This is a genomic window from Isachenkonia alkalipeptolytica (genome assembly GCF_009910325.1).
Lineage (GTDB): Bacteria > Bacillota > Clostridia > Peptostreptococcales > T1SED10-28 > Isachenkonia > Isachenkonia alkalipeptolytica.
This window is the reverse complement of the sequence record NZ_SUMG01000001.1, coordinates 1-24,618: the sequence shown is the minus strand read 5'-3', so window position 1 is coordinate 24,618 and position 24,618 is coordinate 1. Positions and strand designations below refer to the sequence as shown.

The following is a 24,618-nucleotide window of genomic DNA, read 5'->3' as shown; positions in this document are numbered from 1 at the left end:
ATTAATTCCCCTTTTCTACTATGGATTTTTTCGATATAAACAAGGGCTTTTCCGGGGTTCCAATGATTTTTACCCCCGCCCGAATCTCCACATCCTTGTCCAAAATAGCGTTTTCAATTACCGCATTCCTTCCAATAAGCGCTTTTTGCATGATGATGCTGTTTTTTATTTTTGCTCCGGCTTTTACCTTAACCCCTCGAAAAATCATGCTGTTCTCAATATCTCCTTTAATAATACAACCTTCCGTTACCAAGGTCTTTTTTACATTGGAGGCTTCCAAGTACTTTGTTGGGGCTTCATCATTGGGTATGGTGCTGATGGAACCGCTCCCCTGGAATAAATCCATCCAGCGTTTTTCTTCCACCAAGGCCAAGTTTTCTTTATAGAAAGAAAGCAAATCATCCACATATGCCACGTAGCCTTTGTAGGAGTACCCATGGATTTTGTATTTCTCATGCTCTTTGATTAACACATCGATGGGATTGCTTCCGATTTGTCCAACCCCTTCTAGAAGCTCTTTGAAAATCTCTTTTTTCATCAATAGCACTTCCATGGTTCTTCTGGAATCCGGTGTGGTCTGCTCCTTCGATAAACCGCTTACCAAGTCTCCTTGTATCTCGAGGTAGAGCCCCTTGGTCATCGGCGGTTTTTTATCCATGGCATAGGCAATCACAATGTCCGCATTTTTTTCTTTTAAAAACTGTTCCATGGGTTCATAACTACTGAAATAGACTATGTTGTTACTGCTATAAAGCACATATTCCTCTTTGCTCCGGTCTAAATAATCGATATGATCCCGGTATTCTGAAGGAAGCATGAAAAGCCCGTCTTTCAGTCTAAGCAGTCCCCATTCCTTTCCGGACTTCACATGATTCATCAAAGATCCGCTGTATTTTCCCGTGAAAATCCCTACATTTTTAATGCCCGATTCACTCATGCTGGATAGAAGTAAGTCGACCATCCGGTATTTACTGCCGAAGGGAATGGCTCCCGGGGATCTTTTATTGATCAGCCCCTCCAGGCCCTCGGGTCTTTTCCGATCGTCGATAATTCCCATAATGTTTTTCATGCCTCATCCCTCCTTCGAATTTCATATCCCTTAGGGTCGTTCTGACTTTTAATGATTCTCGATTGATGGGTGATTACATTGATTTCCCCTTCCGGGCATTTTAAAATTTCCACGCCATCCTCCACAATACAACCTTCACCCACTATGGTTTTTTCGATCACTACGTCTTCTCCGATCTGAACCCTCGGCATAATCACCGAATCTATAATTCTGGCTTCCTTTCCAATAAATACCTCCGGGAAAACCACGGTTTTTTCCACTTTCCCTAGGATTTTACACCCATCACTGATTAATCCGCTACTGATTTCCGCACTCTCACCCACATACTTCGGGGCAACTTTATAGTTCTCCGATCGAAAAATCCATTTTCGGTCAAAGAGGTCAAAAATAAAATCTTTGACCAAGAGATCCATATTCGCTTCCCAGTAACTCTTTACGGTCCCCACATCCTTCCAGTATCCGCTGAAGTTATAGGCGTAGAGCTTCTTGTTTTTCTCAAGGAGCTGAGGGATAATGTCTTTGCCGAAGTCATGGGAGGAATCCTCTTTTGCTTCATCTTCAATTAACTGCTGACGAAGCACCTGCCAGTCAAACACATAGATTCCCATGGAGGCCTGATTGCTTTTCGGTTTTTCCGGTTTCTCCTGAAACTCCACAATCCTTCCTTCCTCATCGGTGTTCATAATTCCAAAGCGGTTTGCCTCCTCCCAGGGCACCCGAAGGACAGATATGGTGACATCCGCCTGCATTTTTTTATGATGATCAATCAGCCCCTGATAATTCATCCGGTAAATATGATCTCCCGAAAGAATTAATACATGTTCCGGGTCATGCTGGTCAATATATTCTATGTTTTGATAAATCGAGTTGGCGGTTCCGGAATACCACTGTCCTCCATCTTTGTTGATATAAGGGGGCAGAATGGTCACGCCGCCTCCCGCTCGATCCATGGCCTTATCCAAGTCCCAGGCGCTGCCGATTCCGATGTAGCTGGTTAAGGTCATGGGCCGATACTGAGTTAACACACCAACGGTATGAATTCCTGAATTTGAACAGTTGCTCAAGGTAAAATCAATAATTCGATACTTTCCGCCGAAGGGTAGGGCCGGTTTCGCTATATCATCAGTTAACAGACCCAGACGGGTTCCCCTTCCGCCAGCTAGTAGCATGGCGACTACTTCTCTTTCTTCCATACCAACACCTCCATAATTTTTTTTGTTAACGTCCTCTTTTTTTTGCTTTATGCCTCCCGTTGACGGGATTGCTTAATCCTTTTAATAAATAGGGTGCTTAAGGGGGGCAGGGTGATTTGAATCGCCCCTTCCCAGAAGGCCTCCCCGGTTACTTTCCTGGTACGGTAAGTCCCTTCATTCTTTACGCCGGAGCCCCCATACTGTTCCAAATCACTGTTGAACACCTCTTGATAAACCCCTTCTTTGGGGAGCTTTAAGGTGTAGCCCCTTCGTACCACGGGGGTGAAATTGCACACAACAATGAGTTCTTCTTCTTTACTTCTTCGAATGAAGCTGTAAATACTGTGATCCACATCATCCGCATCGATCCACTGGAATCCCAGAGGATGATGATCCTGCTCCCACAGGGCCCTCTCCCTATGATAAAAATGCAGCAGATTTTTCTTGTATCGATGATACTCCTGATGCTCTTTTCTATTCAGCAGTCCCCAATCCAAAGATCGTTTCGGGTCCCATTCCTGAAGCTCTGCGATATCGGAGCCCATGAAATTCAGCTTCTTCCCCGGATGAGCAAACATGAATCCGAAGTAAGCCCTGAGGTTTGCGAATTTTTGCCATGGATCCCCGGGCATTTTTTGAAGGAGGGGTTTTTTCAGATGCACCACTTCGTCATGGGATAGAGGCAAAATAAAATTTTCCGTATAGCTGTAGGTCATGGTAAAGGTCATCTTATGATGATGGGCCCTTCGGTAAACCGGATCCTTTTTCATATACTTTAAGGTATCATTCATCCAGCCCATATTCCATTTATAGTTAAAACCCAGTCCCCCTTTATCCGTGGGATGGGTCACCTTAGGAAAGGCTGTGGACTCCTCGGCCATCATCAAGGCTCCGGGGAAGTTTTGAAATATGGTTTCGTTGAGCTTTTGTAAAAATTTAATCCCCTCCAGGTTTTCCCGGCCTCCCAGAGCATTCAGCGTCCATTCTCCGGGATCCTTTCCAAAGTCCCGGTAGATCATGTTGGACACCGCATCCACCCGGATCCCGTCCACATGGAATACATCGAACCAGAACATGGCATTGGAGATTAAATAGCTTTGTACTTCCAGTCTTCCTAAATTAAAGTTTAAGGTGCCCCAGCCCTTATTATTGGCCCGAGAAAAATCATCGTACTCGAAGAGGGCTTTTCCGTCAAAATAAGCCAGCCCCTGCTCATCCTTACAAAAATGTCCCGGCACCCAGTCCAGGATCACACCGATATTTCTTTGGTGACAGGCGTCAATAAAATACATCAGATCCGTCGGGGTTCCGTACCGGCTGGTAACGGAATAAAAGCCTGTGGTTTGATAGCCCCAGGATTCATCCAGGGGATGTTCCATGACGGGTAAGAGCTCAATATGGGTGTAACCCATGGTATCTACGTAGTCCACCAGCTCTTTGGCCAGTTCCCGGTAGGTAAGGAATTTTCCTTCCCGGCTTTTTTTCCAGGATCCTAAATGCACCTCATAAATGGACAGGGGCTGATCATACAAAGTTTTTCGGGATTTCTCCCTTTCCCATTTTCCGTCCTGCCATTGGTGATGATCCAGCCGCTGAACAATGGACGCGGTACCGGGACGATGCTCTGTATAAAAACCGAAGGGATCCGCCTTTCGAAGAACCTTATCCTCGGTTGTGATCAGTTCGTATTTGTACAAATCCCCTTCCTGTACACCCTCAATAAACAAGGTCCACAGGTTGGAGTCTTTCACCGGTTCCATTTTGTGATGCTGTCCATTCCAATGATTAAAGTTTCCAATCACCCGAACTTCCTTCGGGTGGGGTGCCCACAGAGTAAAACGCACGCCCAACCTTCCCTCTTCCTCTTGAAGGTGGGCGCCCATAAACTGATAAGCCCGTTGATGGGTTCCTTCGTGAAAATAAAAAACCTCTTTCGTATCCACTGCTGTCTGGTTGTTTTTCAAACAATCCCCTCCTTTTTAACATAAATACTGTTTTAATTATACCCAGGGATGCAGAGATTACCCAGAGCACTTTACTTCTCCAATAAAAAAACCTGCCTAAGCAGGTTTTTTCTCTTAATCCTCTTCCGTGGATTTTCTTTTATAAATGATATGGGGAATAATAATTTTATTACCCCGATCTCCTTTTTCAATGGCCCGGATCAATAATTTGATGGATTCCTCTCCTAAGGCCAAAGCATTTACATCCACCGAGGTTAGGGGCGGATTGGAATACCGGGACAGCACGCTGTTATTAAAGCTTGCCACGGCAATATCCTTTGGAATTTCCAGTTTTAATTGCTTAAAGAGCCTCACTGCCGCAAAGGCCACCAGATCATCGGTGACAATCACCCCGTCGGGAGTGGGGTTTAAATCCGCAATAATGGAGGCGTATTCATACCCGGTTTTTTCATCGAAACTTCCAGTATATACTTTCTTTTCATCGAAGGGGACATTGCTCTCTTCCAGGGCCTTTTGATAGCCTTCAATCCGCTTTTTCGTTACCATCAAAGACAGGTCCCCGGCAATCATGGCAATGTTTTTTCTTCCTTTCATGGTTAAATATCGGGTAAGCTCGTAAGTGGCCATATAATTGTCGTTATCCACATGATTGATTCTGTCCCCATGTTCACTGGGGGAGCCGATAATGGTAAAGGGGAAATCCACGGAAGATAAATACTCGACGCAAATATCCCCGACTTCACTGGACATCAGTACAATCCCATCGACCTTCGAGCTGTTGATATACTTCTTTATTACCGCTAACTCCTCCTCTTTACTGTCATTGGTGGACAGTAAAATATCGTAGCCCGCATTTGACGCCCGGTAGGTTATCCCTCGAAGGGCCTCGGGGAAGAAGGGGTTTAGCAAAGCATCCTTGGAGGTGGAGGGCATGATCACCCCGATGGTTCCCGCTTTCCGGCTGACTAAGGACCGGGCAATGGCATTGGGATGGTAGCCTAACTCCTCCATACATTCCAACACTGTATTCGTGGTTTCCGGGCTGATTTTCGGACTTTTTGAAATCACCCGGGAAACCGTGGAGGAGGAAACCCCCGCTTTTTTCGCCACATCTTTAATGGTTATGGCTTTTTTCTTATCCAATACTTTCCCCCCTAATTATTCCTTATTTTACGTCCCAAAATCATGCATACACTGCCGTTCATCGTAAATCAACTTGTACTATAAAATACCTGATCTTCGTCTTCATTCGTCCTAATATAATTAATTAATTCGCTCCCCGGTTTCCTGATCAAAGTAATGAATGGCTTCCAGGTCATAACCAAAGGAATAACGGTTGCCCCCCTCGTACTGATAATGGCCCGGGGTGGAGATGATCAGTTCGTGGCCGTCGTCCAGTTTTCCGTAAAGAATTTTTTCCTTGCCCAGCATTTCCACCACATCCACGTTTACATTAAAGGTATCGCCGTACTCCCCTCCGGACTCAAAGCGCTCGGGACGGATCCCCGCGGAAACCGCTTTTCCTTCAAAGGCCTTTAAGCCTTCCCGGTGGGTCTTTGTGGGGGTGATCCTCATCAATCCGTTGTCGGAGATGAAGCGCCCCTGTTCAATTTTCCCTTGGATAATATTCATGGAGGGAGATCCGATAAAGGCGGCTACAAACAAGTTTTTCGGCCGCATATACAGATCATCCGGTTTTCCCACCTGCTGAATAATTCCGTCATCCATCAGGACAATCTTACTGGCCATGGTCATGGCCTCGGTTTGGTCATGGGTTACGTATATGGTGGTGGTGCCTAACTGTTTATGAAGGCGGATCAGTTCCACCCGCATATGCTCTCGAAGTTTTGCATCCAAGTTCGACAGGGGTTCATCCATTAAAAAGACTTTGGGATTTCGTACCATAGCTCTTCCAAGAGCTACCCGCTGTCGTTGACCGCCGGAAATATCCGAGGGCTTTACGTATAAATTCTCTTCCATCTGCAGCACCTTCGCTGCTTCCTGCACCCGTTCATCAATCAGGCTTTTCCGTTCTTTTCTCATGGTAAGAGAAAAAGCCATATTCTCGTACACCGTCATATGGGGATACAGAGCATAGGACTGAAAAACCATGGCAATATCCCGGTCCTTCGGCGCCACTTTATTCATTCGCTTATCCCCGAAGAGGAGGTCCCCCTCGGTAATGGAGTTCAGTCCCGCAATCATTCGAAGCATGGTGGTTTTGCCGCAGCCCGAGGGTCCTAAAATTACACAGAACTCCTGCTCCTCTACTTCTAAATTAATATCTTTCAGGGTAAACTCTTCTCGACCCTCATATTTTTTTCCGATATTTTTCAGTACCACATTCATTGCATTTCCTCCTCGCTTAATTAGCTGCTTTACATACTGCTTTTATCCCTTTACCGAGCCTTTGGCAAGACCGGATACCAGCTGGCCCTGCAGACTGATAAACAACAATACAATGGGAATTGCCGTTAACAGTCCTCCCGCAGCAAAAGCCGGTTGATTCATAGTTCGAAAATCGTTCACCAAGGTAAACAGTCCCGCTGCTAAGGTATAAGAGCTTGGACTTGTGAGCAGCACCCGGGGCATTAAAAAGTCCATAAAGGGTCCGATAAAGGACCATAACCCTATGATCATCAGCATGGGCTTTGCCACGGGCATAATAATCAGTCGATAAATCTGCATATTGCTGCAACCGTCAATTTTCGCCGCATCATCCAGCTCCGTGGAAATGGAGTCGATATACCCCTTTAAAATAAAGGTGTTCGCCGCAATAGCCCCTCCGGAGTAAATCAAAATCAGCATCATCTGCCGGGTAAAGTAGGGCAGTACCGAGGAAAGGATGGAATGCATCGTAAAAAATGCGGTAATCCCGGCAAATACGGGAATGGTTTGAATTAACAAAATCGCCATCAACGAAGATTTCCGTCCCTTAAACCGGTACCGGGAATAGGCATAGCCGGTGAAGGAGACGAACAACAACGTCAACAAAGCGGTGGAAATGGAAATAAACAGGGTGTTTCTCACCCAGGCAAGATACAAGGTCTCCGTAAAGAGGTATTCAAAATGCTCCAGAGAGAAGGCAAAGTTCCGGTTCAGGACCAGATAGCCGTCCTGGAGTCCGTTGAAGGCGGAGACCACCATTTGATATAGGGGCCAGATAATAATAATGGCCCAAAGGATCAGTACCAAATGTGCAATCACCAGACCGATTTTTCCTTGCAGGGTTAGGGGCTGTCGATCGGAAAGATAGAGCTTGCTTTTATTTTTTCTTTGGAAGAAGGGAAATCGCTCCCCCATCCGTTCCAAAAAGGTTTTTTTATGATCGTTTTTCGTATGATCCATTATAATCTCTCCTCCTTAAATGCCTTGGAGTTTCTAAAGCCCAGGTAAGCAAAGAACATCACTCCCAGGGATACAAACAAAATGATCGCCGCACTGATGGCCTGGTATTGATTGACCATGGTAAGCTTATAGATATAAGAAACCAAAATGTCGGTCCCCCCGGCAAGATTCCCGTACCGGCTGGGATTAAAGGGACCCCCTCCATGGAACAGGTAAATAATGGAGAAGTTGTTAAAATTAAAAGTGTACTGGGTAATCAGCAGCGGCGCCGTCTGGAACAGGACAATGGGCATGGTAATTCTCCGGGTCTTTTGCCAAATCGTTGCCCCGTCGATTTCCGCCGCTTCGTATAAATCCGCAGGAATTGCCTGGAGTACCCCTGTGGTCAGCAGGAAGATATAGGCGCTTCCCAGCCAACCCTGGAGCCCGATCAAGGTGAGCCTGGTAAGATTGGTGCTGTGCTTGACCACAATCCGCTCCCCGAAAACGTTACTGATAATATCCGTCAGGGCCCCGTTGGGGGAGAACATAATACTAAAAAACAAAATCGTAATAAAAGCGGGCACCGCCCAGGGAAGGAGATATATGGTTCGGAAAAATTTCTTCCCTACAATGCGGTCATGATTAGTAATCAGGGCCAGGACAAAACCTATGACTATGGCAAAGGTGGTGGCCACAAAGGTCCAAACCAGGGTCCATCCCAAAATCTGCCAAAATACGGACCCCGCCAGACCCTCACCGGTTATCAGTAAGCGGTAGTTATCCAGGCCGATCCAGGAGAACTTCGACTGATTTTGAGGATCCATATTGGTAAAGGACAGCATCAAGGTGGTAATAACCGGGACCACCACGATGAATAAAATTACGAACAGCGCGGGGAAGGAGACCATATAGGGAAATCCGTCTTGCTTGATATTTTCCAGAGTCTCAAACCAGTTCTTCGGTCGTATGCCCCGGATGGATTTTTCCTCCACGGATTTAATATCCTTCACGGAAATGCCGTAAAAAGCAAAGGCGATCAGCAATAGAAAAATCGCTAGAATCCCTTCGATCAAGAACATCATGGAGGTATACACCCGGGGGGCGCCCTCCGCCAGGGTGATCAGCCCGGAAATACCGTCCCCCTGATAATTTCCATAACCCAAGGCATAGGGTATAGCCGCAAAGTAAATGAAAAAGGAGGCCAACAAAAAAAGTCCGGCTTTAACAAACTGTTTATTCAAAAGCTGTCCCAGCCCCGGAAGAAAGAAGGTACTGTAGGCGATGATCGGCCGGGTTTTTTCCACTTCGATGGGGATCTTTCTTCTTTTGTCGGCAATATCGGCGTTGAGGGTTTTTACCATTTGCTTCGGCCGTTCCTTCAGTTCATGCCTCAGGGTTCGGATCAATTCCTGATTTTCTTTTTTCGGAGACTCCAAAGCCTTTAGGGTCAGGGCCTTTTTATATCGATGTTTTAACTCTTTTTTCCCGTTTTTCAAAGCCTTGTCGGAAATCAGCTTTTCTTTTCGTTTTTGCTTTAAGGATTCAATGTTTCTTTGCAGCTCTTCTTTCTTTTCCTGTTTATATTCACTAAAACGCTTCTTTGCCTCAGCTTCCTCTTCGTTGCTAAGTTCTAAGCGTTGTTCTTTCGCTTGTTGTAAATCCTTTAGTTTTTCAGTATAAGTGGCGATAATTTCAGGATAATATTTCTGTTCAAGTTTTGCCTCTTCATAATAATAGTCGGCTTCATAGGCTAGTTCCACATACTTCTTGAAAAATTCTTCCTTCTTCTTCGCTTTAAATTCTTTCACCTTAAACCTTCTTAAATTCCAGGATGTCTCTTTCCCCAAGGTTTTTTCATAGACTTTCGACTGTTCCTTCAACTTTTTCCAAAACAATTTTTTCTCCTGCTCATAGGCTTCATAGGCTTTATGATAGGAGTGCTCTTTTTTGTTTTTGATCAATTCCTGAACTTTGCTTTTTAAGGCTTTTTTCTCTTCCTTAGAAACCCCTTCCATTTCTTCCTGGAGTGAGGCAATTTCCAATAAATATTGATTTTTCCGCCCATAGGTGTTTCCTATCTCATCTACTAAGTATCGATTGTACTTTCTCAAGGGACTCCCACCTTTACCATTTTTTACTGATTCCCACATCCCTGATCAAAGACAGGGTGGTTCCGATTAATACCAGGTATGCCATGATTCTTATATAATAAAACAAGGAATGAACGTTCCAGCTGATCAGAGTAAAAGCCATGCCTCCCATCAGCATGATCATCCAAAGATAGATAAAAAGACTGTTGATGCGCTCCTTTTTAAAAGCAAAGAAGGAGTGCAGGGCAAACCCCAGGGGGATCACCAGGTTTAGCATATAAAGTAAAATTTGTCCCGACACATAGGTATCGAAGGCCTCTTCCTTTGAAACTACCTGCCCCTCGGACTGTTGAATTTCTTCAAACCATTGATAAAACCGGCTGCCGTCCTTTACTTCCATCAAAACCTCCAAGGAAAGAGCCATGATTAAAAAACTGATGGTGATTAAAAGAATATAGAGTTTTTTTGAAGTCAACACATAGTTTCTGGGCATGATTTCACCTTTTCAAAAGGTGCAGGGAGAAAGGCTGAGCCCTTTTCCCTGCACCTTACTTAGTTTGGTTCTGCTATTTATTTTTTCTAAGGATGGTCGTTTCTAGTAGTTCAGCATCATGGCTTCAAAAGAAGCTTGAATTTCCTGATAGGCTTCTTCTACGTTGGCCGGTTCTACTGCGGACCAGGAAAGCATTCCGTTTTTCCAGGTATCCCACACTTGGCCCCATTCAGTAAATAATGGTCTGGCCGGCGCTTCATTATAGGACTCAATTACCGCTGCGATAACTTCTTTATCCGTATCGGATAGTTCGTCGGACTCCGTGTACACCGATGCGTCCACATTCTCCATGATCTTTCCGCTGGCTTCAAAGAACTCCACCGCGTAATCCGTATTCATGATCTCTTCAATCATTCGATGGCCGAGAAGCATTTGGTCTTCATCCATTTCGATTCTGGAGTTTAGAACCAGTCCCCAACCGCCTTGCCAGTGAGCCATGGGATTTCCGTTAATGGTTACCTGGCTTAGGGGTAAAATATCCAGGTCCTCGCCGTCTCCCGCTTGGCTTGAGAGGTTTCCTGTGGACCAGGGTCCTTCAATTCGAAGGGCCGTGTTTCCGCCGGTGGTAAACTCAGAATCCATATAACCCCATGCCGCTTCTTCGTCCCAAAGGTCGGTTCCCGCTTCATGGTGGGCTTGCCAGTAGTCAAATAAGGCTTCAAATACCGCTTGTTTTTCAGGATCTAAATCTGCAAAATCTTGGGTTAAGTCAGAGTATAATTCATCGTTCTCATCATGGCCCAAAAATTCTACATCGGCACTGTTGGTAAAGGCTACTCCGAACCAGGCATCAAATACGGGAATCAGCATTTCCTCCGGTTCTAAATCCGTAAATTCGATTTCAGAACCCAGGTCTATTCCTAAGTCTTCTGCATTGGCTGTGTTTGCAAAGTTAATCAGGGTTTCAATATTCATCGGAAAAGCCATATACTCGTCATTAATTACAAAGTTTCCGCCGAGTCCTGCTTCATAGTCAGCAAAGCCTCCGACACTGTCCGCTAATTCTAAAGCATCCAGCGCTGCTAAAGCATCGTTTTGATACAGGCCGAAAATTCGGTCCGCAGGAATCGCATAAAGATCCGCCACGTCTTCATTGGTGGGATCCGTGGAATCCAGTACATCTAAGTGATCAAACGAAGGGGTTTGAATAAACTCGATGGTTGCGTCGGGGTTGTCTTCCAACACACGGTCTCTGGCCGCTTCATAAATCGGTAACCAATCTTCTTCCACTTGTACGGAAATGGAACCGGTTAAACCTTCTGCTTCATCAAGATCCGTCCCGCCGTTTTCTCCATTGTCGTCGTCTCCACCGCAGGCCATTAAAGCAAAACCCAACACTAAGACTAACAATAAGCTCATAACTTTTTTCATTGTACATCCTCCCTTAATTTTTTTTCAAGACTGCTTCCCTATTCCACGGATGCAATCGATTGCATAAACGGGTAAAAAAATATGTCTATGGAACTATTATACCTTCTCCCCGAAAAAGTTACAACAATAATTTGAAAATTTCTATTAGTTTTCATTACTTTTCCAAGATTGATAAAAAAAGGGCCGGGTAAAATCCACCCGGCCCAAGCTTTTCATGGGCTGTCTTTTTTTATGAGCTGTCTTTTTTTTTATGAGCTGTCTTTTTTTAGATAAATTACAGTTTTTATCTTCCTGCCTGTGCTCTTACCCTTTTTGAAGTTCCCAAATTTCCTTGGCATACTGTTCAATGGTACGGTCGGAGCTGAATTTCCCGGCGCCGGCGACGTTGGCCCAGGCTTTTTTCATCCAGTTTTTCCGGTCCCTGTAAGCTTCTTCTACCTGTCGCTGGGTTCTCCGGTAGTCCTCAAAGTCCTGTAAAATGAAATAATGATCCGGTTTATGCCAGTGGGCGCCTTTTAACAGGGCGTCATAAAGATCCTGGAACATCCCGGTATTTTCATCATCAAAGGTTCCGTCCACCAGGGTATCCACTACCCTTTTCAGTCCCGCTACCTTTTCGTAGGGCACCTTCGGGTCATAGCTTTCCCTTATGCTTTCGATATCCTCAACCCGGAGGCCAAAGATGAAGTTGTTCTCTTCTCCCGCTTCCTCGACGATTTCAATGTTGGCCCCGTCATAGGTACCGATGGTGGGGGCTCCGTTTAACATGAATTTCATATTCCCTGTTCCGGAAGCTTCCTTACCGGCGGTGGAGATTTGCTCCGATAAATCCGCAGCGGGAAACAGCTTCTCCGCATAGGAAACCCGGTAGTTTTCCACAAAGACCACCTTCATTTTCCCTCGCATGTCCGGGTCTTCATTTACCAGTTTTTTCACTTCATTGATAAACTTAATGATTCCCTTGGCCCGGAAGTACCCCGGTGCCGCTTTTGCTCCGAAAATAAAGGTTCTTGGATACATTTCCTCTTTCGGGTTATCTTTTATACGATAATAACGATCCAGGATATAAAAGGCCATTAAGAGTTGTCGCTTATATTCATGAAGTCGTTTAATTTGAATATCGTAAATGGATTCCGGATCGATGGTAATGTCCTCATGGATTTGAATGAAGTCCGCCAACTCCCGCTTTTTCTCTCTTTTGATGTCGTCAAAGCGTTCCAAAACCTTTTCATCCTCGCCGTACTTCCTCAGTCCCTGCAGTTTTTCCAGGTTCACCACCCAGTCGTCCCCTCCCAGGAGTTCCGTAATCAGCTCCGACAGTTCCGGGTTGCTCTTTAACAGCCATCTTCGTTGGGTAATGCCGTTGGTCTTGTTATTAAAACGATCGGGGTATAGATCATACCAGTGCTTCAGTTCAATATTTTTGAGCAGGTTGGTATGCAGCTCCGCCACCCCGTTGGTGGAATGAGTGCCATAGATGGACAACCAGGCCATTTTAATACTGTCATGATGGATAATCTGGAATTCTTCCGGACTGCTTATTCCCCGATCCCGAAGCTCCACCAATAATTGATTGTGGATTCGATGAATGATTTCATAAATCTCCGGTAGCAACTTTTTGTAAAAGTCCACGGGCCATTGCTCCAGGGCCTCCGCCATCAAGGTGTGATTGGTATAGGCCAGGGTCTTGGTGGTTACCTCCCAGGCATCCTCCCAGCTCAGTTCCTCTTCCGTGGTTAAGAGTCGCATCAACTCCGGCACTGCCACCGCAGGGTGGGTATCATTTAATTGAATGGCATGGAAACGATGGAACTCCCGAAAGTCCTCATGGGTTTCCTTATATTTATGAATCAAATCCTGCAGGGATGCGGAAACAAAGAAGTATTGCTGTTTTAGCCGCAGGATTTTCCCTTCCTCTGTGGAGTCGTCGGGATAGAGGACCTTGGAAATTGCGCTGGCTTTAATTTCCTCTTCCAAGGCTCCTTGGTAATCCTGGCGATTAAAGGTTTCCAAGTCGAAGGCTTTCTTTCCGTGGGCCTCCCACAGCCTCAGGGTGTTGATGGTGTTTTTTCCGTAGCCCACAATGGGCATGTCATAGGGCAGGGCCACCACCTCTTCATCATGAAACTGCACGGTAACCGCCCGGTCCCGTCGTTTCACCGACCAAGGGTCCCCGTCCCGGGTCCAGTCATCTCCCTTTTCCACTTGAAAGCCGTTATTAAATTCCTGCTTAAAGATTCCGTATTGATACCGTATTCCATAACCCATTAGGGGATAATCCTTCGTTGCGGCGGAATCCAAAAAACAGGCGGCCAGTCTTCCAAGGCCTCCGTTTCCCAGGGCCGCATCCTCTTCCTGTTCTTCTAAGGCATCGAACTCCATGCCCTCCGCTTCCAGGATCTCTTCTACCTGTTCCTTGATTTGCATATTGATCAGATTATTGGTGAGGGCTCTTCCCATCAGATATTCGGAGGAAAGGTAATAGGCTTTTTTCGAATTTGTAAAGCGCTCCTCACTCTGAATCCAATTTGGCGCAATTTCCTCCATTACCACCTTCGACAGGGCATGATATTTCTCCTTTTCCGAAGCTTTTTCCATGGTTTTTTTCGCCTCTGTTAATAAACGGGCCTCCATTTTTTCTAATAGTGTTTCTCTGTCCATCTTATTACCTCCCATAGGTCTTGTTCAAATCATCGATTCTTCTTGCCAGGTCTTCTATCAGTTGGTGTTTTTCCATCCGCCAGTCCCAGTTGTCTCCCAAAGTGGAAGGGATATTCATCCGGGCTTCGTCCCCCAGTTCTAAAAAGTCCTGCATGGGGGCCACGGCAATATTCGATACGGAGCTCCAAGCTCCTCGGATCATGCCCCAAGGGCAGCCCTCCACCTCATCAAGCTTTAAATATTTTTTCGCAAAATCCAGCTCTTCCCCGGGGATATTCTCCGTCCATCCCCGTACGGTATGGTTGTCATGGGTTCCCGTGTAGACCACGGAGTTCTTATTGTAATTATGAGGCAGGTAATCGCTTTCCTCCCGGGGATCAAAGGCAAATTGCAGCACCTTCATGCCTGGATATCCGGAATCACGGATCAGCTCCTCCACCTCGGGGGTAAGGTACCCTAAGTCCTCGGCGATAATTCTTAGGTCCCCCAGTTCTTCTTTGATGGCTTCAAAGAGCTCAATCCCCGGTCCCTTGGTCCATTCTCCGAAGGTTGCCGTATCCTCGCCGTAGGGCACCTCCCAGTAGGCTTCAAAGCCTCGAAAATGATCAATTCTTAACACATCGTACAACTTAAAACTGTGGGCGATTCGTTTGATCCACCACTGATAGCCGATGTCTTTCATACGCTCCCAGTCATAGATCGGATTTCCCCAAAGCTGTCCGGTGCTGGAAAAAGCATCGGGAGGGCAGCCGGCCACGGTGATGGGTTTTAAGTTTTCATCCAATCGGAAGAGCTCCGGATTTTTCCATACGTCGGCACTGTCCTCGGAGACATAGATGGGAAGGTCCCCGATAATTTCTATCCCTTTGTCATTGGCGTAGGTTTTTAACCGATGCCAATGGCGGTCAAAATAGTACTGGGTGAAAATCCAAAAGAAGATTTCCTCCTGATGGCTTGCCACAAAGGTTCTTACCTCCCGGGATCGCCAATTGCGGTACTCCTTATCCCATTCCAGCCAGGATTTTTCTCCGTGGGCTTTTTTAATTGCCATATAAAGGGCAAACTCCTGCAACCAGCTGAAGTTTTCCTGATAATACTCTTCCAGGGCGCTTTTCAGAGGCTCTTTCCCTCTTTCATAGGCTTTTCTGAGAAGGGCCAATTTCCCTTCATATAAATGCAGATAGTCTACTTTTTCAGGGTTTTTATTAAGATTTTCCCCTCCTACCTCCTCCTCGGTTAAAAAACCTTCCTGCAGCAATTCATCCAGATCGATGAAATAGGGATTGCCCGCAAAGGCGGAAAAGCTTTGGTAGGGGGAATCACCATATCCGGTAATCCCTAGGGGCAGAATCTGCCAATAGTTCACCCCGGATCGTTCTAAAAAATCCACAAAATTGTAGGCTTCCTTGCCAAAATCTCCAATGCCGTACTCCCCCGGTAAGGAAGAGATGTGCAGTAAAATTCCGTTTGAACGTTTAAACATAAGAACCTCCTTATTCTCCAGTAATTCCCCGAAAACATCCATCATTCTTTGATTTTATAATGGATCCTCTGAATCTCTCCCCGGTGGTTGATGATTTTAAAATCAATACTTTTTAAAGCCCCGTGGGGTTTTTTCACCGCTATATCATAGGAGTTTTCCCGGGGGGTTATGGTAATATGCATTCGCTCTTGATTCTTCTCTCCCATGCTGATGCCGTCATCATCATAGAAAACATGGGCTCCCCCCTCCCGGATGTAGGCCAGTACCTCCAGTTTCTCCAGGGATAATTTCGACACATTGTTTTTTCCTTCTCCCAAGGGAATCATTTGGTTCGGTCTGAGAAAGAAGCGCAAATGATCCAGGTCGTAAGACAGCCTTTGGGGGCCTGCCGGGGCCAGGGTTAGATCCGCCTCCTCTTCCCTAAGGGTAACCAGGGCCATTTTTTCCGGAAGGTCCACCAGTCTGTGGGATTGATTCTTTTTATGGATTGGAGCAAGCATCAGCTCCTCTCCGATTAACAGCTGATCCTCCACGGCTTCATACTCCTTGGGGTACTGGAAGGCCATGGGTTTGAAAAACAGCTGATAATTTTCCACCGCCTTCATATAAGTGGAGTAGAGGTAGGGAATTAATCGATAGCGGCATTTCAGTAAACTTCTGGAATGCTCCAGTACTTCCTTTGAAAAGGCGTAGGGTTCCTGGGGCCGGGTATCCAGGGCCGAGTGATTTCTAAACAGGGGGGCAAAAGCACTGAACTGGAACCATCGGGTCAAAAGCTCCCCGGAGCACTGGCCTCCAAAACCGCCGGTATCCGCACCGATATAATAAAAACCGCACATGTTAATCGAGGGCATCATCCGAATATTTTCCTCCAAATGGGTCCACCAGGAGGCATTATCTCCGGTCCAGATCCCGCCGTATCGATGCATGCCGATGCTGGAGGCCCTGGAAATCAATAGAAAGCGTCGCTTTAAATGTTTCCCCAAACCCTCGTTGGCCGCCCGGGTCATATAATCCCCATACAGATTATGTACATCCCGATGAAGATGTTTTTTCGCTTCCATCCGATGATAAAACCGCTGATGGTAGTCCTCATTATTTAACAGGTTGGCAAAGGTATCCTTCAACTGGAAAAACTGATGAACATTCAAATTTTTTCCCCGGCACTCCGAGGCTAAGTCCACGGCTTCCTCCAGGTTTTTTTCGTCATAGAAGATTGCCGGTTCATTCATATCATTCCAGACCCCTTCGATGCCCAGGTCCGTTAGAAAACGATACTGGTCTCCGAACCAGGATCTGGTTTTGCTTTGCAGAAAATCGGGGAAATGCACCTTTCCCGGCCAAACCGCGGCAACGTAAGGGTTTTCTTCACCGTCGAGACAAAAGTGCTTTCCTTTGATTCCTTCCTCATAAGTATCATAGCCCGCTTCGATCTTTACCCCGGCGTCAATGATCGGTATTAGATAAACGCCCTCTTTTTTCAATTTCCCCACGAATTCTTTAAAATCGGGAAACCGCTCCTTGGACACCGTGAAGTTTTTAAAATCCTCCATGTAGTCCAAGTCCAGGTAAATCCCCTCGAGGGGCAGGTCTTCCTTTTTAAACCGGTGATAAACTTCTTCGATCTCTTTTTGATCCTTATATCCCCAGCGGCTTTGAAAATAACCGAAGGCCCACTTCGGAGGAATATAGGCTTTTCCTATTGCTTGAAGAAATCCTGTGACAATTTTCTCCGGGGTGTCTCCGAAAATTTTTAAGATCCGAAAGTTTTTTCCGTAAATTTCAATGGAAAAGACCTCCTCCTCCTGAAAACCGGTATCATACACTACCTCCCCGGGAAAATCAATGAAGTAGCCGATCTGTTGATGATCCTTTACATGAATAAAAAAGTTGTGGGCTCCGTATAGTTCATTTTTGTCCTCGGTATGATTGGCCTCATCCCGGCAATAGGACCGGAACCTTCTTCCCCGCCGGTTGATGCTTCCCAAGTGCTCTCCCAGGCCGTAAATTCGGTCCTCCGGTTCTAAGTCGAATGTCAACAGGGTGGGCTCTCCCAGAGTGATGTTTTCCCGGAATTCGATGTTCTCCGCCCGTCCCTTTTCCACAACCGCTCCGGTACTCACCGGGGTTCCGAATACAAATTCTTCCACCCCGTTCTTATGCCTTAAAGACTTCACGATTTTGCCTCCTTTCCGGGCTTTACTCCCGATCATCTTTGTTAATTATCGCCGCTTTTTCAAATTTATGCAAACGATTGCCTTCTTTTTTTTAATATAATATCACACTTTTCATACTATTGTAAAACTCTTTGCAAAATTACTCCTTCAATACGAACATGGCACTGCCCAAAATCCCTGCATCATTTTTAAGGTCTGCGATCACGATTTCCGTAGGATTATTCTCCTTTACATAGGTCATGGTCTTGGTCCTTCTTCGAAGTTCCGGTAAGAACAACTCGCCGCTTTCACTAAGACCTCCTCCCAGGGCAATGACCTCGGGATCAAAAATATTAATCAGATTGGCCATTCCCACGGCAAGGTAGCGGGTAAAGCGGTTCAGGGCCTTCAGCGCTACTTCATCCTGTTTTCTTGCGGCTTCAAAAATCTGCTGGGGGGTTAGGGGTTTTTGTTGCCCTTCCCGAAGGTCCTTCAGGCTTGAGGGTTCCTGGGCATCCAGCAGATGATTCACGTACTTCACCAATGCCGTGGCGGAGGCAAAGGTTTCCAAACAACCGTTATTGCCGCAATTGCAATCATAGAAATTTTCTCCCACGATCATATGCCCGATTTCCGTGCCCAGATAATGACTGCCGTGAAAAACCTTCCCGTGAATGATCACCCCGGCACCCAGTCCCGTACCCAGGGTCAACAATAAGGCGTTCCTTGTGTTTTCCATGGCTCCGAAATGGAATTCTCCAAATCCCGCCAAGGAGGCATCATTTCCCACTTTCACCCGAATACCCAGTCGTATTTCCAACTCCCGCTGCAGGGGCTTGTTTTTCCAAAAGAGATTGTTGGCAAACACCACCTCCCCCTTTCCATTGGCAACGCCGGGAATTCCTATGCCCACGCCGTAAATATCCTTTTTTTCCAGTCCCTCTTCCTGTAATATCCCTTCCACTTCCCCTTGGATCACTGCCAGTACCCCTTCGAAATTTTTGGAAGCCGGAGTTTTCCTTTTGGTTTTTCTAAGGATCTCCCCCCCGGAAGAAACCAGGCCGAACTTAATGCTCGTCCCCCCTAAATCGATGCCGATCATTTTTTGTTGCTGATGCTTTTTCATACCCATCCTCCTTACCATCCTAAATTGATGTGCTTATTATACCATATTTCCCCCGGAAATTCTTTTTTGTAGATCCCCTTTACTTTTTCTCAACTTTGCTTTATAATATATCTTGTTGTAAGAAATTCGGGACTGTAGTTCAGTGGGAGAATACTTGACTGGCAGTCAAGGGGTCAGGGGTTCGAATCCCCTCAGTTCCACCAATTGAAAAAGGGAAAAAAAAGAAACCTCTGTCGGTCGCCGACAGAGGTTTCTTTTTTTCCGGACAAGTCACTTTGCTATTTGCAAAACTAATTTAATATTTCCATATGCTATTTTTCTTTTTTCTTCCTCTGTGAAGTCCATTTTATCCAGTATAGAGCAATATACTTTGTATTCTCTTTCCGGATAATCTGTCCCAAATATTAATCGATCTGCGCCAAACATTCGAAGAATTCTATTTGTTTGTTCTAAGCCATACAATCCAATGAACTCAGGCAATATAAAAGAGATATCTACCCACTTACAGCCGGACAAAGCATCCAAATACTTCATCCCTCCCATATGAGCTGTAATAAATTGTATATCCGGAAAGATTTTTATCATTTTGTTAATCTTATCAGGTGCGCAATTATCGTGAAACCCTGTTAAGCATGGATTGGCATGATACATCACCGGAACTTTTAACTCCGCAGCCTTTCTTAATACCGGAATTAAGCGAAGGTCATCTGCATCGATATTTAGATTGCTTGGATGAATTTTCAATCCACTTAGGCCTAATTGCTTTATAGCGTATTCTAATTCCTTAGGTGCTTCATCTAAAATATAGGAACCATTAAAACTAATATCTGCAAAAGCTAGGAATCGATTCGGATATTTTTTAACTATTTCAGCTAGATATTCATTGGTTTTCCTAGCAGAAAAATACATATAAGCATCATTAGTTGGTTGTAATATAGCCTTTTCAATATTATATTCATCCATATGTTTTATATATTGAGATAGTTCAGCTTTAGCCCATACACAATCTTGCCCTTGATATTTAATAAAGCTTCTTCTATTCTCTTCTGGCAAAATATGTACATGGGCATCTATTTTTGGTATTGTGTTCCAATTCACTTTTATTCCTCCTAGCATAATATATTTAAAGCTCCCCCTTTGAAGGAACTTTGTTTCCGCTGAAAGTACGGGGTGCGGATATCCCCTAAAGAAAACTTTAATCTTCTAAAGCGATTGCATACAACGTTCGTTCTTGCCCTTACCGACACTCGCGTTACCCCAAAATTCTACCCTAAGAGCGAGTGTGGACTGCCCTTGCCCGAAGGTTAATCAATAGTTACAGTCCGTTAATTATATTTTTTTAACATGTTTTCTACTCTTTCTTTATTATTATAATCAACTTCAAGATTAACTTTATTTTTTGAATTCCATAGTTTTGCCTCAGGGAGACTGACAATTAATTCGTAGTATTTATTCTTTTTAAATAAGCTCTTCTCATAAATTTTACTCCACTCATAATTGTTAACTTTCTCCCAATTTACAAATTTGTTGTTCACTAGTATTCCGTTTTTGTAAATTTTATTTTTCTGCAATCCTCTATGAATAAATATGATGGATAAACAAAGCGTACCGATCATCCAAGATAACATCATGAAAAAATTGTTTTCTAAGTATGCTATGGTACTGAGTTCCGACAGCATAAGGTTCTCAGAAAAGTATAGCCTCAAACTACTCAAATATTCGATATCAAATAATTGGGAAAAGCTATCCATATATTCTTCACTTAACCCCTGGTACACGTTTAGCGCAATGTAACTAAATACTGCGGACCATACAATGAATAATGCCGTCCAGATAAATCCCATAATTAAGTCAGTTGTGTTTCTATTCAATCTAATTAACTCCTGATCTTCTCTCTGTTTTCTGTCAACATTAATTTTGAGGACACTAATGATTGTCAAAAGAATCATACCGCTGACAAATATAATAAATAAGCTTCCACTCATTATTTAAATCACCTCTTCTCATGAATTATTCCATTATCAATTGTTCTCCAATAACCTACTGCCTCTACTTTTAGGTAGGACGACTATTTTTTTCTAATAGCTAGAGTTAAAACATCATCCCATAGTAAGTCACAAATACTATGATCAAGGCTAATATGCCTCCGGTGATATGTAGCCCTAAATAAAGTTCCGAAGGTTCTCCTTTAGCTACCCATAAAAAATGTTCCACTTTCCAAGTGATGTCAGGAAGAAGAATCAAGAATACGCCTACAATGGACATAAAGCTTAAAGATAAAAAGCTCATGCCCTTATTGCTGATAAAACCTACCTCTACATAGGGTACGGTGCCTTCTAATTCATAGACTACTTGTACATCGAAGGGAAGTTCCCGGATGTCCCCGCGATTTCTTGAAGGAATATTTCCTCTTCCTTCCACAAATGCACTACTTTCAGTAATGGTTTCAATGTACTCCGTTCCCTCATTTCGCTGCACTCGAAACCCTTTTTCGTAATAATTATCTGATGCAACATGTAGTTCGTAATCCTGATAGTCAACTCGGTAGTTTGTTGCGAAGGACACTAAGTTTTCTTCCGGATCTTCGATGGTAACCGTTAATTCTTCCTGATCTTGGTCTTTAAAATAGATTTGATCTCCTTCGTGTCCTGTAAACTGAAAACGAGTTCCTTCAACTTCAAAGGAGGCATCTTGACGATATATTACCAAATTCAAAAAGAAATTCAAAGCAATCAGAACAACCACAGCAATCAGCAGCCACTTTCCCCGTACCTTTGGGCTTTCCTCTCCCCAAATAACACTCATAACAAACATCTCCTATAGGATATAATCTTTTCATTGTATCTGACCTTTAAATAACTGTTTAACTAAATGTAATGTACTCTATCTATTTTTCATTTTTCTATCTACAGGGCTTGCATATAACGTTTCTAGGGTTAGCGACTCCTTAACCCGATTTTCATTCCTCAACCATATGTTGCTAACGCTGTGTTATATGCAGGCCCGATGATTCAAACTTTTGTATTTCAGCTGAATAATCATAAATATTTTATCTTGCTCTGTAAAGCACCAAATCATCTTCTTTATCAAATCCATTATAAACCACTTTATCGTAATCACTTGAGTCAACCTCTATCTCATAATAATATTCCCCGTCCCTTGTGCTTATTAATGGTATTTTAAAACCTTTAAGGTTTATGTATAATGTTTGATTTTGAACAGAATAATCAACTCCAGTAACGTATAGTTGATTAATCGGAACAGCGCCATAAATACGCACATGATCCGGGAACACCTTGATGCCTGGTTGCACCTCTCCAATCTCTTCAAAACTTAAATCGGTCTGAAAAGATAATATTCCAACATAACCGACAACGCCAATAATAAGAAGTGTACTCAGTAAAATAATATAATGTTTTTTCTTTAAACCTTTTTTCATTACATACTCCTTCCAGAAAACTTTAATGAACAGTCTTCCTCTAAATTCGTTTAGCTAAATTTTTCTGATGAGAATCTATTTATTTTTTGTTATTTCCTTTAATTATTATTTGCAGGGCTTGCATATAACGTTTCGCATTGCCGAAGCCTTTGAGCTGGACCCTAAAAGAATACTTCTTGGTGGAGCTTGTCTCCCAGCGAAAAGGTTTGGGGCGAAGCGTAGCGGAGCTGGCAATGCATTGTTAGTTGATGCCACAACCCATTTCACTTTCTTATACCATATTAAATAGATAATGTGTCTTAATTGGTTATTGGTTTAATAAAAGAATATATCTTCTTATCTACTGTAAATATTAAAGAATCTACTTCCTCTCCATCTTGATATTGTCTTATCCCATAGGTAGCTATTATTTCAGTTCCATTATCAATATCCATGTTAATTGCAATTGCATCTTTAGTACTAAGCTCCTGGTTCTTATTATATTTACCTAACAGGTTTTTTTCAAAACCCTTTGTTTCAAAAGTGTTATCTTTATTAAAGATAATCCCGATATCTTCTTTTTGTCCGCCCCAATCATCATAATTATTATAGGCTTTCCCAACACTCAAAATTTCACCACTCTCATTAAAAATTGTCTCCAAATCCCATTGTCCTTCAACATTTGTTGGCAATGATTGGGTTGTGCATCCAGTGAGCATTAATATAACTGTAGCAATAATACTTAAATATATTAACCTTTTCATATTCATAGTTCCTCCTTGATAATGCATAAATGTTTTTAAGTCGCTTTTTTCATCTGATTTTCAGTAGCATTAAACAAAACAACTGACCCCAAAGTCCTGCCCCGACATTGGGGTGTCAACTAACGTTCTGCGTGTTTACGACTGATCAATTCTACCTTTTCTCGCAGCGTTGGAAATACGCTGTTCTCGGAAGTCATACATTTATATTTCTCCAGGCTATCTATCCCGGGGACCTTTCTATCGTGCCTACTCACGTTTATATTAGTATTCTCTGGATATAATCCTTTCCATTTTTCTAGTCTTAATATGATCTAGAAATGAACTGAGACAAATCACATTTCACTATTATTTTTTTTGATCTTATTATCTTTCTTTTTTCTAGAGCCTTAACTGATACGAAGTTGGAATACATACAACTCAAGTAAAAACATCAGAAGACCTACACAAAGACCTGCAAAAGCCCACTTTCCTATGGAAGATGATTTTATAGGATACCTGTTATTCCAACCAAAGTAAGTATACAAAACAAGACCGATCGGCGGAAATAAGAACGATACAACGTTCAAGGGGACACTTTTTTCATCATATTCCACTACTTCTTTTCTGTCATTTTTGTTTACTCCATTTTCGTTAATTTCACTCAAATTGAACCACCCTTTTTAAAATATTTTAATCATCTACATTCATTTTTATAACAATATAATCTACCAGTGCTTGCATTACCTTTTTCGCTAGATTGTAATGCGCACTACTTTTCTTTGTGTATGATTTCCGAGAACGTTTCTAGGGTTAGCGACACCTTAACCCGATTTTCATTCCTCAACCATATGTTGCTAACGCTGTGTTAGAAGCAGCTGCGGCAAAGAACAACTTTCATGAATCTGTCTTTGAATATCCATATATTTATAAACCTTATAATGCTCACTCGCTCCGGTTAGAAAGACAAAACATCTGTAATACCACCAATCGTACTTTCTGTCTTTAAGCTTTTTATCTCTATTTTCTTTTATTTCTTTTTTCGCAACCACCTCGATGACTATACTTTCATTTCTTATAAATTTTCCCCTGTGCCCCAATACTTATGTATGTACAATCATATTATCGAAACACCAATAGGCTATTTTGCCAACTCATCTAGTATTTCCATTTCTTTTTACCGTTACACATTTCCATATAAAACGATTACTTCGGTAACTAAACCCATATTCCGAATTCGCATCCTTTTCAACACCTCTACACTTCGGTACCACCTGGTTCTTCATTCCATATGATTAAAAAGGATCACAACTATAATTAATTTCATTCTTTTTTCCTATGATCCATATATGATAATGTCTTAATATATCACAAGTGACTATGTCCCAAATACTATTAAATCTATTATAATAGAACCTCAGGACTAAGAAATGAGGTGGACATAATCAGAAAGGTAATATTAAC

Annotated in this window: 19 protein-coding genes and 1 tRNA gene; 1 reads left to right on the top strand and 19 read right to left on the bottom strand. The window is 43.5% G+C overall.

Annotated elements, in window-relative coordinates; genetic code table 11:
- Position 1: 1 nt before the first annotated feature.
- The 13 genes from glgD to ISALK_RS00040 all read right to left on the bottom strand — a co-directional run bounded on the left by glgD (position 2) and on the right by ISALK_RS00040 (position 18,996).
- Positions 2-1,069 carry a glucose-1-phosphate adenylyltransferase subunit GlgD gene (gene glgD, locus ISALK_RS00100; protein ID WP_160718201.1) on the bottom strand — a complete coding sequence of 356 codons (1,068 nt, stop codon included), beginning with the start codon at positions 1,067-1,069 and terminating at the stop codon, positions 2-4.
- Positions 1,066-2,262: a glucose-1-phosphate adenylyltransferase gene (locus ISALK_RS00095; protein ID WP_160718200.1), complete on the bottom strand. Its 1,197-nt coding sequence runs from the start codon at positions 2,260-2,262 to the stop codon at positions 1,066-1,068. The genes glgD and ISALK_RS00095 overlap by 4 nt, the downstream gene beginning before the upstream one ends.
- A gap of 47 nt (positions 2,263-2,309) precedes the next feature.
- Positions 2,310-4,226 carry a 1,4-alpha-glucan branching protein GlgB gene (gene glgB / locus ISALK_RS00090; RefSeq protein WP_160718199.1) on the bottom strand — a complete coding sequence of 639 codons (1,917 nt, stop codon included), beginning with the start codon at positions 4,224-4,226 and terminating at the stop codon, positions 2,310-2,312.
- A gap of 114 nt (positions 4,227-4,340) precedes the next feature.
- Positions 4,341-5,369, bottom strand: coding sequence for a LacI family DNA-binding transcriptional regulator (locus ISALK_RS00085; protein ID WP_160718198.1), 1,029 nt, complete (start codon positions 5,367-5,369; stop codon positions 4,341-4,343).
- 120 nt (positions 5,370-5,489) lie between these two features.
- Positions 5,490-6,575, bottom strand: a complete 1,086-nt coding sequence (locus tag ISALK_RS00080; RefSeq protein ID WP_160718197.1) for an ABC transporter ATP-binding protein — start codon at positions 6,573-6,575, stop codon at positions 5,490-5,492.
- A gap of 42 nt (positions 6,576-6,617) precedes the next feature.
- Positions 6,618-7,574 (bottom strand): sugar ABC transporter permease, encoded by a 957-nt coding sequence (locus tag ISALK_RS00075; protein ID WP_245394399.1) that lies wholly within the window; start codon positions 7,572-7,574, stop codon positions 6,618-6,620.
- The gene (locus ISALK_RS00070; RefSeq protein ID WP_236660211.1) at positions 7,574-9,667 is read right to left on the bottom strand and encodes a carbohydrate ABC transporter permease; all 2,094 of its coding nucleotides are present in this window, start codon (positions 9,665-9,667) and stop codon (positions 7,574-7,576) included. The genes ISALK_RS00075 and ISALK_RS00070 overlap by 1 nt, the downstream gene beginning before the upstream one ends.
- A 13-nt stretch (positions 9,668-9,680) precedes the next feature.
- Positions 9,681-10,139 carry a hypothetical protein gene (locus tag ISALK_RS00065; RefSeq protein WP_160718195.1) on the bottom strand — a complete coding sequence of 153 codons (459 nt, stop codon included), beginning with the start codon at positions 10,137-10,139 and terminating at the stop codon, positions 9,681-9,683.
- Positions 10,140-10,241: 102 nt separating this feature from the next.
- Positions 10,242-11,570, bottom strand: coding sequence for a sugar ABC transporter substrate-binding protein (locus tag ISALK_RS00060; protein WP_160718194.1), 1,329 nt, complete (start codon positions 11,568-11,570; stop codon positions 10,242-10,244).
- Between the two features lie 303 nt (positions 11,571-11,873).
- On the bottom strand, positions 11,874-14,231 hold the full coding sequence (locus tag ISALK_RS00055; RefSeq protein ID WP_236660210.1) for a glycogen/starch/alpha-glucan phosphorylase: 2,358 nt from the start codon (positions 14,229-14,231) through the stop codon (positions 11,874-11,876).
- 4 nt (positions 14,232-14,235) lie between these two features.
- On the bottom strand, positions 14,236-15,714 hold the full coding sequence (malQ, locus tag ISALK_RS00050; protein ID WP_160718192.1) for a 4-alpha-glucanotransferase: 1,479 nt from the start codon (positions 15,712-15,714) through the stop codon (positions 14,236-14,238).
- A gap of 41 nt (positions 15,715-15,755) precedes the next feature.
- Positions 15,756-17,891 (bottom strand): glycoside hydrolase family 31 protein, encoded by a 2,136-nt coding sequence (locus ISALK_RS00045; RefSeq protein WP_160718191.1) that lies wholly within the window; start codon positions 17,889-17,891, stop codon positions 15,756-15,758.
- Positions 17,892-18,030: 139 nt separating this feature from the next.
- Positions 18,031-18,996 (bottom strand): ROK family protein, encoded by a 966-nt coding sequence (locus ISALK_RS00040; protein WP_160718190.1) that lies wholly within the window; start codon positions 18,994-18,996, stop codon positions 18,031-18,033.
- Between the two features lie 128 nt (positions 18,997-19,124).
- Here ISALK_RS00040 and ISALK_RS00035 point away from each other — a divergent pair.
- Positions 19,125-19,199: transfer RNA gene (locus ISALK_RS00035), tRNA-Ala, on the top strand.
- A gap of 67 nt (positions 19,200-19,266) precedes the next feature.
- Here the strand turns inward: ISALK_RS00035 and ISALK_RS00030 are convergent.
- From ISALK_RS00030 to ISALK_RS00005, 6 genes are all read right to left on the bottom strand, one after another.
- Positions 19,267-20,094, bottom strand: a complete 828-nt coding sequence (locus ISALK_RS00030) for an amidohydrolase family protein (RefSeq protein ID WP_160718189.1) — start codon at positions 20,092-20,094, stop codon at positions 19,267-19,269.
- A 227-nt stretch (positions 20,095-20,321) separates the two neighbouring features.
- The gene (locus tag ISALK_RS00025) at positions 20,322-20,981 is read right to left on the bottom strand and encodes a DUF5673 domain-containing protein (protein ID WP_160718188.1); all 660 of its coding nucleotides are present in this window, start codon (positions 20,979-20,981) and stop codon (positions 20,322-20,324) included.
- A 106-nt stretch (positions 20,982-21,087) separates the two neighbouring features.
- The gene (locus ISALK_RS00020) at positions 21,088-21,801 is read right to left on the bottom strand and encodes a DUF6199 family natural product biosynthesis protein (RefSeq protein ID WP_160718187.1); all 714 of its coding nucleotides are present in this window, start codon (positions 21,799-21,801) and stop codon (positions 21,088-21,090) included.
- A 244-nt stretch (positions 21,802-22,045) separates the two neighbouring features.
- Entirely contained in the window at positions 22,046-22,435 is a 390-nt protein-coding gene (locus ISALK_RS00015) for a hypothetical protein (protein ID WP_160718186.1), read from the bottom strand.
- A gap of 299 nt (positions 22,436-22,734) precedes the next feature.
- Positions 22,735-23,178: a hypothetical protein gene (locus ISALK_RS00010; protein ID WP_160718185.1), complete on the bottom strand. Its 444-nt coding sequence runs from the start codon at positions 23,176-23,178 to the stop codon at positions 22,735-22,737.
- A gap of 386 nt (positions 23,179-23,564) precedes the next feature.
- A complete protein-coding gene (locus ISALK_RS00005; RefSeq protein ID WP_160718184.1) occupies positions 23,565-23,822 on the bottom strand; it encodes a hypothetical protein in 258 nt (85 codons plus the stop codon).
- Positions 23,823-24,618: the final 796 nt, after the last annotated feature.